This window comes from Actinacidiphila glaucinigra (assembly GCF_035918135.1).
In the GTDB taxonomy this organism is placed as follows: domain Bacteria; phylum Actinomycetota; class Actinomycetes; order Streptomycetales; family Streptomycetaceae; genus Actinacidiphila; species Actinacidiphila glaucinigra.
In genome coordinates this window covers 3,665,230-3,677,713 of record NZ_CP109144.1, presented here as the reverse complement: position 1 = coordinate 3,677,713, position 12,484 = coordinate 3,665,230, and the positions used below count along the sequence as shown (strand labels likewise).

At 70.2% G+C, this 12,484-nt stretch carries 10 protein-coding genes; 5 read left to right on the top strand and 5 right to left on the bottom strand.

From position 1 onward, the window contains the following. Positions 1-4 precede the first annotated feature (4 nt). The 3 genes from OIE69_RS16100 to OIE69_RS16090 are packed head-to-tail and all read right to left on the bottom strand — an operon-like array spanning position 5 to position 4,092. The gene (locus tag OIE69_RS16100; RefSeq protein ID WP_326572617.1) at positions 5-2,077 is read right to left on the bottom strand and encodes an ABC transporter ATP-binding protein; all 2,073 of its coding nucleotides are present in this window, start codon (positions 2,075-2,077) and stop codon (positions 5-7) included. Beyond that, positions 2,074-3,057: an ABC transporter permease gene (locus OIE69_RS16095; protein ID WP_326572616.1), complete on the bottom strand. Its 984-nt coding sequence runs from the start codon at positions 3,055-3,057 to the stop codon at positions 2,074-2,076. The genes OIE69_RS16100 and OIE69_RS16095 overlap by 4 nt, the downstream gene beginning before the upstream one ends. A gap of 54 nt (positions 3,058-3,111) precedes the next feature. Next, complete coding sequence (locus OIE69_RS16090) at positions 3,112-4,092, bottom strand: ABC transporter permease (protein ID WP_326572615.1); 981 nt, start codon at positions 4,090-4,092, stop codon at positions 3,112-3,114. A 407-nt stretch (positions 4,093-4,499) separates the two neighbouring features. Between OIE69_RS16090 and OIE69_RS16085 the strand changes: the two genes are divergently transcribed. From OIE69_RS16085 to OIE69_RS16065, 5 genes are read left to right on the top strand one after another with little or no spacing between them, the layout of a single operon-like run. Then, the gene (locus tag OIE69_RS16085) at positions 4,500-6,125 is read left to right on the top strand and encodes a peptide ABC transporter substrate-binding protein (protein WP_326572614.1); all 1,626 of its coding nucleotides are present in this window, start codon (positions 4,500-4,502) and stop codon (positions 6,123-6,125) included. A 5-nt stretch (positions 6,126-6,130) separates the two neighbouring features. Beyond that, positions 6,131-7,054, top strand: a complete 924-nt coding sequence (locus OIE69_RS16080) for an ABC transporter permease (protein ID WP_326572613.1) — start codon at positions 6,131-6,133, stop codon at positions 7,052-7,054. Then, complete coding sequence (locus tag OIE69_RS16075) at positions 7,047-8,048, top strand: ABC transporter permease (RefSeq protein ID WP_326572612.1); 1,002 nt, start codon at positions 7,047-7,049, stop codon at positions 8,046-8,048. The genes OIE69_RS16080 and OIE69_RS16075 overlap by 8 nt, the downstream gene beginning before the upstream one ends. Next, positions 8,048-9,076 carry an ABC transporter ATP-binding protein gene (locus OIE69_RS16070; RefSeq protein ID WP_326572611.1) on the top strand — a complete coding sequence of 343 codons (1,029 nt, stop codon included), beginning with the start codon at positions 8,048-8,050 and terminating at the stop codon, positions 9,074-9,076. Before OIE69_RS16075 ends, OIE69_RS16070 begins: the two co-directional genes overlap by 1 nt. After that, the gene (locus tag OIE69_RS16065; RefSeq protein ID WP_326572610.1) at positions 9,060-10,109 is read left to right on the top strand and encodes an ABC transporter ATP-binding protein; all 1,050 of its coding nucleotides are present in this window, start codon (positions 9,060-9,062) and stop codon (positions 10,107-10,109) included. Before OIE69_RS16070 ends, OIE69_RS16065 begins: the two co-directional genes overlap by 17 nt. Before the next feature lie 146 nt (positions 10,110-10,255). Here OIE69_RS16065 and OIE69_RS16060 read toward each other — a convergent pair whose 3' ends face one another. Both OIE69_RS16060 and OIE69_RS16055 read right to left on the bottom strand, forming a co-directional pair. Next, positions 10,256-11,326: an ABC transporter ATP-binding protein gene (locus OIE69_RS16060; RefSeq protein WP_326581193.1), complete on the bottom strand. Its 1,071-nt coding sequence runs from the start codon at positions 11,324-11,326 to the stop codon at positions 10,256-10,258. Between the two features lie 35 nt (positions 11,327-11,361). Beyond that, on the bottom strand, positions 11,362-12,453 hold the full coding sequence (locus tag OIE69_RS16055) for an ABC transporter ATP-binding protein (protein WP_326572609.1): 1,092 nt from the start codon (positions 12,451-12,453) through the stop codon (positions 11,362-11,364). Between the last annotated feature and the right edge of the window lie 31 nt (positions 12,454-12,484).

The window sequence follows — 12,484 nt, the reverse complement described above, 5'->3', positions numbered from 1 at the left end:
GAAATCACACGACGGTGACGGCGGCGGCGAAGTGGCAGGCCGCGGTGTGGTCGCCCGCCAGTCCGGTCGGTGCCGGGTCCTCCTCGCGGCACCGGCCGCGGTCGGACTCGTCAAGGGAGGCGAACTTCGGGCAGCGGTTGCGGAATCGGCAGCCGGTCGGCACGTCCGCTGGGCTGGGAAGGTCGCCGGTGAGCAGGATGCGCCTGCGTTCGCGCTCCTTGCGGGGATCGGGCAGCGGCACCGCGGAGAGCAGCGCCTGGGTGTACGGGTGGGAGGGCGCCTCGAAGACGGCCTCGGCGGAGCCGAGTTCGACGATCCTGCCGAGGTACATCACGGCGATCCGGTCGGCGATGTGCCGTACGACGGACAGGTCGTGCGCCACGAAGAGGTAGCTCAGGTTCATGCGTACCTTGAGCTCGTCCAGCAGGTTGAGCACACCGGCCTGGATGGAGACGTCCAGCGCCGACACCGGCTCGTCCAGGACGACCAGCTTGGGCTCCAGCGCCAGCGCCCGCGCGATGCTGATGCGCTGCCGCTGGCCGCCGGAGAACTCCGCCGGGAAGCGGTCCACGTGGTCCGGGTCGAGGCCGACCTGGCCCAGCAGTTCCGGTACCCGGGCGGCGATCCGGTCCCGGGACCAGCCGTGGGTCTTCAGGGGCTCGGCGAGGATGTCGCCGACCGGCATCCGCGGGTCGAGCGCGGCCATCGGGTCCTGGAAGACCACCTGCAGGTCGCGGCGGAGCGCCTTGCGGTCGGCGCCCTTCAGGCCCCGGATGTCCTTGCCGAAGACGGTGACCGTGCCGGACTGCCCGGAGGGCAGGTCGAGGATCTCCAGCAGTGTCGTGGTCTTGCCGCAGCCCGACTCGCCCACCAGGCCGAGCGTCTCGCCCTCGCGGATGTCGAAGCTGATGCCGTCGACCGCGCGGACCTCGCCGACCTTGCGCTTGACGACCGCGCCGTGGAGCAGCGGGAAGTGCTTGACCAGCCCGTCGACCTCCAGCACCGGGGCGCGGTCCGCGCGGGGCACGGAGTCGGCCGGGGCCTTGGGCAGCGGCGGAACCGGGTAGATGGTCGCGGGGTCCAGGGAGCCGCCCGCCACCAGCTCGTGGCTGCGGTGGCAGGCCGTGGGGTGGTTGCCCCCCTCGCGCACCGTCAGCTCGGGCTCGATGCGCCGGCACACGTCGATGGCGATGGGGCAGCGGGCCGCGAAGGGGCAGCCGGTCGGCAGGTCCACCAGCGAGGGCGGATTGCCGTCGATCGGGGTGAGCGCGTGGCGCCCGCCGTCGTCGAGCCGGGGGATCGAGCCGAGCAGGCCGATGGTGTACGGCATGCGCGGGCTGTAGTAGACGTCGTCCACGGTCCCGGTCTCGACCGGGCGGCCCGCGTACATCACCTGCACCCGGTCGGCGAAGCCGGCCACCACGCCCAGGTCGTGGGTGATCATGACGATGGCGGCGCCGGTGACCTCCTGGGCCTTCTTCAGGACGTCCAGGATCTGCGCCTGGATGGTCACGTCCAGGGCGGTCGTCGGCTCGTCGGCGATGATCACCTCGGGGTCGTTGGCGATCGCCATGGCGATCATCGCGCGCTGGCGCATGCCGCCGGAGAACTCGTGCGGGAAGGCGTCGGCGCGCCGCGCCGGGTCCGGGATGCCCACCAGGTCCAGCAGCTCGATCGCGCGCTTGCGGGCCTGCGCCTTGTCCAGGTCCTGGTGGATCCGCAGCGCCTCGACGATCTGGTCGCCGACGGAGTACACCGGGGTCAGCGCGGACAACGGGTCCTGGAAGACCATGGCGATGTCCTTGCCGCGGATCTCCGTCATGTCCCGGTCGTCCAGCTCCAGCAGCTCGCGGCCGTGGAGCTTGACCGAGCCCTTGATGTCCGCGGTCTCCGGGAGCAGCCCGAGGACCGCGAGGGAGGAGACGGACTTGCCGGAGCCGGACTCGCCGACGATGCCGAGGACCTCGCCGGGACGCACGGAGAAGGACACGCCGCGCACGGCCCTGACCGGCCCGGCCTCGCTCGGGAAGGAGACGTGGAGGTCGGTGACCTCAAGGGCGGGGGGCGTCTCGCTCACGACGTGCGTCCTTCCTGGGACGTGCTCTTCTTGGTGGTGCGGGGTGCGCGGGCCTTGGCGCCGCTGGAGTTGGGGTCGAGGGCGTCGCGCAGGCCGTCGCCGATGAAGGCGATGGACAGGCAGATCAGCACCAGGCAGCCGGCCGGGAAGTAGAACAGCCACGGGAAGGACGGGGCCGCCGGGGTGCCGGTGGCGATGACCGTGCCCAGCGAGACGTCGGGGGACTGCACGCCGAAGCCGAAGTACGACAGGCTGGTCTCGCCGATGATCGCCGCGCCGACCTGGATCGTCCCGTCGATGATCAGCATCGAGGCCATCGAGGGCAGGATGTGCCGGAAGATGATGACCGGCGCGGGCACGCCCATGTACTTGGCGGCCTTGACGAATTCACGGTCCTTCAGGGTGAGCGTCATGCTGCGGACCACCCGGCCGGTGATCATCCAGCTGAACGCCGCCAGCAGCACCACGAACACCAGCCAGGTCGTGCCCTGGAACAGGGGCGACAGCACCGCGATGATCAGGAAGCTGGGCATCACCAGCAGCAGGTCGACCAGCCACATCAGGGAGCGGTCCGTCCAACCGCCGAAGTAGCCGGCGCTGGCGCCGACCGCGGCGGCGACGAACGTGCAGATGAGGCCGGTCAGGATGCCGATGACCAGCGACTTCTGCATGCCGCGCGCGGTGAGCGCGAAGAGGTCGGAGCCCGTCTGGTCGGTGCCGAACCAGTGCTCGCCCGAGGGCGGCTTCTGGAAGGCGGTGAAGTCGAGCTCGGTGTAGTCCCACTTGTAGAACAGCGGTGAGACGTAGGCCATCAGGAAGAGCAGGACCAGCATGACCAGCCCGAACAGGGCCATGCGGTTGCGCGCGAAGCGGACGGCGGTGAGCCGGAGCCTGCTGCTCGCGCGGCGCTTGGCGGGCTGGTCGCCGGGCGCGGCGGGCACTTGCGCCGGAGGCTGTACGGAGGGGGTCTGGACGGCCATGGGTGGAGGCTCCTGGTAACGCGGGATCGGGGCGGCGGAGGGGTGCGGTGGGTCTCAGCGCACCCGTACGCGGGGATCGAGCGCCGCGTAGAGCACATCGGACAGCAGGCCGGCGATCAGGACCACGGACGCGGTGAACATGCCGACGGCGGCGACCGCGTTGACGTCGTTCGTGCTGATGGAGTTGACCAGCCACTCGCCCATGCCGTGCCAGCCGTAGATCTTCTCGGTGAAGGTCGCACCGGTGAAGAGCAGGACGACGTTGTAGACCAGCAGCGGGACCACCGGGAGGACGGCGGTGCGCAGCCCGTGCTTCATCAGCGCCGCCCGCCGCGACAGGCCCTTGGCCCGGGCGGTGCGCAGGAAGTCGCTGCCGAGGACGTCCAGCATGGTGCTGCGCTGGTAGCGGCTGTAGAGGGCGACCTGGATGACGATCAGGGTCAGGCTGGGCAGCAGCAGGTGCTGCAGCCGACTGAGGAGGATCTCCCCGGTCCCGGTCAGGCCGGGATCGTACTCACCGGTGTACTCGATGACCTTGTGCCCGACGGCGTCGTTGATGTCGATCGCCCAGAGCTTGAAGGTCACCGCGATCACGAACACCGGCATGGCCAGGACGAAGAACGAGGCCAGTGTGGTGACCCGGTCCGATGTCCGGTACTGCCTGATGGCCCCCCAGGCGCCCAGCAGGACGCCGCCGATGGAACCCAGGATGGTGGCGATCAGCAGCAGGCGCGTGCTCACCCCGACGCGCCGGCCGAACTCGTCGTTGACCTCACCGCCGGTGACGGTCCGTCCGAGGTCCCCGTGGGCCACGCCGTTCGCCCAGCGGGCGAAGCGGACCACGACCGGGGTGTCGGGGTTGAGGTTGTAGTCGTTGAGGGTGGCCGTCACCGAGGAGGCCGCCACCGGGGGGTTGCGGCCCGCGAAGTTGGCCCGCGGGTTGAGGCTGATCGCCGCCAGGAAGTACGTGAGGGAAGCCGCGATGAGAACCAGCGCCACGTAGTTGATCAGTCGGCGCAGCAGGTAACGGCCCACGGCTCACACTCTCAGTCGGTTCGTTCGAACGAATAACAAGATTGAACTTTCTTCGCCGGCCGCTTCTGACATAGTGGTGTAGCACGGCCGAAACATTTGCACCCGGCCGTCTGCGCAGGTCGTGCGTATTCCGGCCGGGCTTGAACAGTTGATGGGACTTTCGCAACCGAATTATGGCCGCGTCAACGAGCGTCGGTTCGTCGTGATGGATCCTTTATTATTTTGGTCGAAATTTAACCCGACTATCGGGATGTCCCCTATTGACTGCCCGGCGCATAGGGAAAACCCTCTGTCCTCCTCGGGGGTGGCCCGCGGGCCGGTGAGCCGCTGTGCAATATGTCAGGGTTTGCGATGTCATGGTGATCCTTGTGTCCTTCATGGCGTAGAGCTTCCCGAGGAGGCATCCGATGCGACGGAGCGCGGCGAGGTGGGCCGTCGGCGCGGCCGTGGCCGCCCTGGTGGCGACGGGCTGCGGAGGTGGGGACGGCGGCGGCGCGACGGACGGCTCCGGGGTGCTCAGCGCCTCGTGGACCGATCCGCAGAATCCGCTGGAGCCCGCCAACACCAATGAGGTGCAGGGCGGCAAGGTGCTGGACATGATCTTCCGCGGCCTGAAGAAGTACAACCCGAGGACGGCGGCCGCGGAGAACGTCATCGCCGACTCGATCGAGACCACGGACCAGCGGACGTTCAAGGTCAGGCTCAAGGACGGCTGGACCTTCGGCAACGGCGAGAAGGTCACCTCCGCTTCGTTCGTCGACGCCTGGAACTACGCGGCGCTCGTGACGAACAAGCAGGTCAACGCGTCCTTCTTCCGCTACGTCGAGGGCTACGACAAGGTCCATCCGGAGTCCGGGAAGCCGGTCGCCCAGAAGCTCTCCGGCCTGACCCGGCAGGACGACCTGAACTTCACCGTCGAGCTCAACCAGAAGTTCTCCACCTGGCCCGACACCCTCGGCTACGCCGCCTTCATGCCCCTGCCGCGGGTCTTCTTCACCGACCACGCCGCCTGGCTGAGGAAGCCCGTCGGCAACGGCCCGTACCGCGTCGAGTCCTACACCAAGGGCCAGGGCATGCAGTTGCGCGCGTGGGACGGGTACAAGGGCGGCGACGCGGCCGTCAACGGCGGCGTGGACCTCAAGGTCTACACGGACAACAACACCGCCTACACCGACCTGCAGGCCGGCAACCTCGACCTGGTCGACGACGTCCCCGCCGCCCAGTTGAAGAACGTGCGGGCCGACCTGGACGGCCGCTACCTCAACACCCCGGCCGGCATCATCCAGACCCTCGCCTTCCCGCTCTACGACAAGGCCTGGTCGGGCGAGGACTCCGAGAAGCTCCGCCAGGGCATCTCCATGGCGATCAACCGCAAGCAGATCACCCGGCAGATCTTCCAGAACACCCGCATCCCGGCGCGGGACTGGACCTCACCCGTGCTCGGCGCGGAGGGCGGCTTCGACGACACCCTCTGCGGCCGGGTCTGCGAGTACGACCCGGCCCGGGCCAGGCAGCTGGTCAAGGAGGGCGGCGGCCTCCCCGGCGGCACCATGAGGATCACGTACAACGCGGACAGCGGCTCCCACCGGGACTGGGTCGACGCGGTCTGCAACAGCATCAACAACGCGCTGGGCAAGGACGACGCCTGCGTCGGCGACCCCGTCGGCACCTTCGCCGACTTCCGCAACCAGATCGTGGGCCGGCAGATGAAGAACCCGTTCCGGGCCGGCTGGCAGATGGACTACCCGCTGATCCAGAACTTCCTGCAGCCGCTGTACTACACCGGCGCCTCGTCCAACGACGCCCACTTCAGCGACCCCCGCTTCGACCGGCTGATCGACCGGGCGAACGCCGAGAGCGACCGTGCCAAGGCCGTCGACACCTTCAAGCAGGCCGAGCGGATCCTGCCGCAGCAGGTCCCGGCGATCGCCCTGTGGTACCAGAACGGCAGCGCGGGCTGGTCGCAGCGGCTCTCGCGCGTCGCCCTCAACCCCTTCAGCGTCCCCGTCTTCAACCAGATCAAGGTCGGCTGACGTCCATGGGACGGTACGTCATCCGCCGTCTGCTGCAGATGATCCCGGTCTTCGCCGGCACCACCGTGCTGATCTTCGTCATGGTGTACGCGCTCGGCGACCCGGTCCAGGCCCGCTGCGGTGACCGCGCCTGCGACCCCGCCACGGCCGCGCAGATCCGCCACGACCTGTACCTGGACCACCCGCTGTGGCAGCAGTACCTGCACTACATGGGGCAGATCTTCCGGGGCGACTTCGGGGTCGCCTGGAACGGCCGGCCGGTCACCGAGCTGCTGGCCTCCGCCCTGCCCGTCACGCTGCGGCTGACGGTCCTCGCGATCCTCTTCGAGATCGTCATCGGCATCACCCTCGGTGTGCTCACCGGGCTGCGCCGCGGCCGTCCCGCGGACACCGCGACGCTGCTCGGCACCCTCGTCGTCATCTCCGTGCCGACCTTCGTCACCGGCTACGTGCTGCAGTACCTGCTCGGCGTCAAGTGGAACCTCATCGCGCCCTCGGTCTCCTCCGAGGCCCGGTTCGACGAGCTGATCGTGCCGGCGCTCGTGCTGGCCCTGACCTCCCTCGCCTACGTCACCCGGCTCACCCGCACCTCCGTCGTGGAGAACCTCCGCGCCGACTACGTCAGGACCGCCGTCGCCAAGGGGCTGCCGCGCCGCCGGGTGATCACCCGTCACCTGCTGCGCAACTCCCTCATCCCGGTGGTCACCTTCATCGGCACCGACATCGGGGCGCTGATGGGAGGGGCCATCGTCACCGAGCGCATCTTCAACATCCACGGCGTGGGCTACCAGCTCTACCAGGGCATCCTGCGGCTGGACTCGGCCACCGTGGTGGGCTTCGTGACCATCCTGGTCATCGTCTTCCTCCTCGCGAACCTGCTGGTCGACCTCCTCTACGCCGTCCTCGACCCGAGGATCCGCTATGCCTGAGCCGCGCAACCACCCCGACGAGGCCGTGGAGCCGGCCGGCGGGACGGGGGCCGCCATGGGACTGGGCCAGGACGAGGCGCGCAGCCTGGAACGGGCGCCCGGCCCCGGCACGGCACCGGCCGTCCCCACCGACCGGCCCGGCGCGGACCGGCCGCGCAGCCTGTGGTCGGACGCCTGGCGGGACCTGCGGCGCAACCCGGTCTTCGTGATCGCCGCGCTGGTCATCCTCTTCCTCGTCGTCATCTCCGTCTGGCCGCGGCTCATCGCCTCCGGCAACCCGCTCAGCTGCAACCTGGACAACTCCCAGAAGGGCTCCGCGCCCGGCCACCCCTTCGGCTTCGACACCCAGGGGTGCGACGTCTACACCCGCGTCGTCCACGGGGCGCGCGCCTCGGTGACCGTCGGCGTCTGCGCCACCGTCGGCGCCGCCCTGCTCGGCGCGCTGCTCGGCGGCCTCGCCGGCTACCACGGGAGCTGGGCGGACGCGGTGCTCTCACGGGTGAGCGACATCTTCTTCGGCATCCCGATCGTCCTCGGCGGACTGGTCTTCCTGTCCGTCGTCACCAGCACCACCGTCTGGCCGGTGGTGGGCTTCATCGTGCTGCTCGGCTGGCCGCAGATCGGCCGCATCGCCCGCGGCTCGGTGATCACCGCCAAGCAGAACGACTACGTCCAGGCCGCCCGCGCCCTCGGTGCCGGCAACACCCGGGTGCTGCTGCGGCACATCGCGCCCAACGCCGTCGCGCCCGTCATCGTCGTCGCGACCATCGCGCTCGGCACCTACATCTCCCTGGAGGCCACCCTGTCGTACCTCGGTGTCGGGCTGAAACCGCCCACCGTCTCCTGGGGCATCGACATCTCCCAGGCCTCCACCCAGATCCGCAACGCCCCGCACATGCTGCTCTGGCCGGCCGGGGCACTGAGCGTGACGGTGCTGGCGTTCATCATGCTCGGTGACGCGGTGCGCGACGCCCTCGACCCCAAGCTGCGCTGATGGACGAAGGAGCGACGACGGCCACCGCGGCCCGGGACGAGCCGCCCCTGCTCGACGTACGCGATCTGCACGTGGAGTTCCGCACCCGGGACGGCGTCGCCCGGGCCGTCAACGGGGTCTCCTACGCGGTGCGCCCCCGCCAGACGCTCGCCGTGCTCGGCGAGTCCGGCTCCGGCAAGTCGGTGACCGCGCAGGCCATCATGGGCATTCTCGACTCGCCGCCCGGGTTCGTCACCCGCGGCGAGATCCTCTTCCGCGGCGAGGACCTGCTCACCATGGGCGCCGAGGAGCGCCGCAGGGTGCGCGGGGCCAGGATGGCGATGATCTTCCAGGACGCGCTGTCCGCCCTCAACCCGGTGCTGACCGTGGGCGAGCAGCTCGGCGAGATGTTCCGGGTGCACCGGGGGATGTCCCGCAAGGACGCCCGGGCCAGGGCGGTGGAGCTGATGGACCGGGTGCGCATCCCCGCGGCACGCGATCGCGTCGGGCAGTATCCGCACCAGTTCTCCGGCGGCATGCGCCAGCGCGTCATGATCGCGATGGCGCTCGCGCTGGAGCCCGAGCTGATCATCGCCGACGAGCCGACCACCGCGCTCGACGTCACCGTGCAGGCGCAGGTCATGGAGCTCCTGGCGGAGCTGCAGCGCGAGTACGGCATGGGCCTGATCCTGATCACGCACGACCTCGGCGTGGTCGCCGACGTCGCCGACCACATCGCGGTGATGTACGCCGGGCGCATCGTGGAGACCGCGCCCGTGCACGAGATCTACAAGCGCCCGGCGCACCCGTACACCAAGGGCCTGCTGGCCTCGATCCCGCGCCTGGACCAGAAGGGCCAGGAGCTCTACGCGATCAAGGGCCTGCCCCCGAACCTGCTGCGCATCCCCACCGGCTGCGCCTTCCATCCGCGCTGCCCGCTGGCCCGCGACGTGTGCGCCACCGACGAGCCGGAGCTGTACCGGATCAGCGCCCGGCGGGGCAGCGCCTGCCACTTCTGGAGGGAGTGCCTCGGTGAGCACCAGCGGTGAGCCCGTGCTCCAGGTGCGCGGGCTGTACAAGCACTTCCCGCTCACCCAGGGGATCCTCTTCAAGCGGCAGGTCGGCGCCGTGAAGGCGGTCGACGGCGTGGACCTCGACCTGTACCGCGGCGAGACCCTGGGCGTCGTCGGCGAGTCCGGCTGCGGCAAGTCCACCGTGGCCCGGCTGCTGGTGCACCTGGAGCGGCCCACCAAGGGGCAGATCCTCTACAAGGGCGAGGACATCACCAAGCTGTCCGGCCGGGCCCTGAAGGCCGTGCGCCGGAACATCCAGATGGTGTTCCAGGACCCGTACACCTCGCTGAACCCGCGCATGACGGTCGCCGACATCGTCGGCGAGCCGTACGAGATCCATCCGGACGTCGCGCCCAAGGGCGACCGGCGCCGCCGGGTGCGCGAGCTGCTGGACGTCGTCGGCCTCAACCCCGAGCACGTCAACCGCTATCCGCACCAGTTCTCCGGCGGCCAGCGGCAGCGCATCGGCATCGCCCGCGGCCTGGCGCTGCGCCCCGAGGTCATCATCGCCGACGAGCCGGTCTCGGCGCTGGACGTCTCCGTGCAGGCGCAGGTCGTCAACCTGATGGAGAAGCTGCAGGACGAGTTCGACCTCTCCTACGTCTTCATCGCGCACGACCTGTCCATCGTCCGGCACATCTCCGACCGGGTGGCGGTGATGTACCTCGGGCGGATCGTCGAGACCGGCGACGACACCCAGATCTACGAGCACCCGACACACCCGTACACGCAGGCGCTGCTGTCGGCGGTGCCGGTGCCGGACCCGGAGGCGCGCGAGCACCGCGAGCGCATCATCCTCACCGGCGACGTCCCGTCGCCGGCCAACCCGCCGTCCGGCTGCCGCTTCCGCACCCGCTGCTGGAAGGCCCAGGAACGCTGCACCCTGGAGGTGCCGGCACTGGCGGTGCCCGCGGTCTTCCGCGGCGTGGACTCCCCGGCGGCGCACGACAGCGCCTGCCACTTCGCCGAGGAGAAGACGGTGGTGCCGCCCGAGGCCCCGGGCGAGTGAGCCGAAGGGGCGCGGCCGCCGCGGCGGCGCCGGCCGGGGCGCCCCGAAGGCGAACCGAGTCCCGGGAAAGGACACGGCCCGCGCCCGGTGGTGCAGGGGTGTGGGCGCGGGCCGGGGTCCGAACGGAGACGTCCTGTCGGCCCGGGTCAAAGGGTCTTGTCGGCGGGCGTCTCCTCGATCGCGGCGAGTGCGGGGTCGAGGACGATGTCCTCGCCCCGTGCCGCGGTCGTCGGTTCCTCGGGGAAGTGGCACGCACTCAGGTGCCCCTCCCGGTTCCCCTCCAGGCGGACCAGGGGCGGCTCCTCGGTCGCGCACCTGTCCTGCGCCTTCCAGCAGCGTGTGCGGAAGCGGCAGCCGGACGGCGGCGACACGGGCGAGGGCACGTCGCCGGCGAGGCGGATCCTCTCGGTCGCGTACCGGTCGTCCGGGTCCGGTTCGGGGGAGGCGGACAGCAGCGCGTGGGTGTACGGGTGGCGGGGCCGCTCGTAGATGTCCCGGCGCTCGCCGACCTCCACGATCCGCCCGAGGTACATCACGGCCACGCGCTGCGAGAAGTGCCGTACCACCGCCAGGTCGTGGGCGATGAAGAGGAAAGCGATCCCCAGTTCCTGCTGCAGGCGCTGCAGCAGGTTGACCACCTGGGCCTGGATGGACACGTCCAGCGCCGAGACCGGCTCGTCCGCCACGATGAGCCTGGGCTCCAGCGCCAGCGCCCTGGCCACCCCGATGCGCTGCCGCTGGCCGCCGGAGAACTCGTGCGGGAAGCGGTTGTAGTGCTCGGGATTGAGGCCCACGGTCTCCAGCAGCTCGCGGACCCGCTTCTCGCGGCCGCCCGGTGGGTTGATCCCGTTGATCTCCAGCGGTGCCGACACGATGTGCCCGACGGTCTGCCGCGGGTTCAGCGAGGCGTACGGATCCTGGAAGATCATCTGGATCTCGGAGCGGATCGGTGCCAGCTCCTTGCGCGAGGAGTGGGTGATGTCCCGTCCCCGGTAGCCGATCCGTCCCGCACTGGGCTCCAGCAGCCTCGTCACCAGCCGCCCGGTGGTGGACTTGCCGCAGCCCGACTCGCCGACCAGGCCGAGGCTCTCGCCCTCGGCGATGGTGAAGTCGATGCCGTCGACCGCCCGTACGTCCGCCACATGGCGCTTGACCAGGAAGCCGCCCCGCACGGGGAAGTACTTGCGCAGGCCGGTCACTTCGAGCAGCGGGTTCATGGTCTCCCTCGGCACGTGGTCCTGCTGCGGGGCGCTCACCGCGCACCCCCGCCCAGCCGCGGCTGGATCCGCCCGGTGAAGATCTCCCGCTTCCGTTCCCGGCCCAGATGGCAGGCGGAGCCGCGCCGCTCGTCCTCGGGTATGCCGGGCCGCACGGTCGCGCAGCGCCCGCCGCCGACCTCCTCGGTGAAGGCGCAGCGCGGATGGAAGGGGCACCCGGAGGGCGGGTTGAGAAGGCTGGGCGGGGTGCCGGGGATCGGGGACAGGGGCAGGTCCACCGGTGCCGACAGCCGCGGGATGGAGGTCAGCAGGCCCCATGAGTAGGGGTGTTCGGGCGACTTCAGGATCTCGCGCACGGTGCCGCGCTCCACGCAGCGCCCCGCGTACATCACCATCACGTAGTCCGCCGTGTTGGCGACCACCCCGAGGTCGTGGGTGATGATGACGATCGCCGTGCCGGTCTCCCGCTGCAGGTCCTTCAGCAGGTCGAGGATCTGTGCCTGCACGGTGACGTCCAGGGCCGTCGTCGGCTCGTCCGCGATGACCAGCGCCGGGTCGCAGACCAGCGCCATCGCGATCATCGCGCGCTGCCGCATGCCCCCGGAGAACTGGTGCGGGAAGTCGTCCACCCGCAGCCGCGGCTGCGGGATCCCCACCCGCGCCAGCATCTCGATCGCCCGCTCCCGGGCGGCCTTCCTCGAGGCGCCCATGTGCTTCATGTACGGCTCGGCGATCTGCCGGCCGACCGTGTAGTACGGGGAGAGCGCGGTGAGCGAGTCCTGGAAGATCATCGCCATCTTCCGGCCGCGCAGCCGTTCCAGGGTCCGCTCGGAGGCGCCCGTCAGCTCCTGCCCGTCCAGCACGATCTCGCCGCGGATGGTGGTGTTCCGCGGGTTGTGCAGACCGAGGACGGCCAGGTTGGTGACCGACTTGCCGGAGCCGGACTCGCCGACGATGCCCAGAGTCCTGCCCCGCTCCACGTCGAAGGAGAGCCCGTCGACGGCCTTGACCACGCCGTCCTCGGTGGCGAACTGCACGTACAGGTCGCGGACCGACAGGAACGGCCCGGACGGCGCGGGGTCCCCGGGCCCGGGCGGCCCCGCCTCGGTCTTGGTGAGGATGCTCAACGGTGCTTCTCCTCTGCGTGCCGGCAGGCGT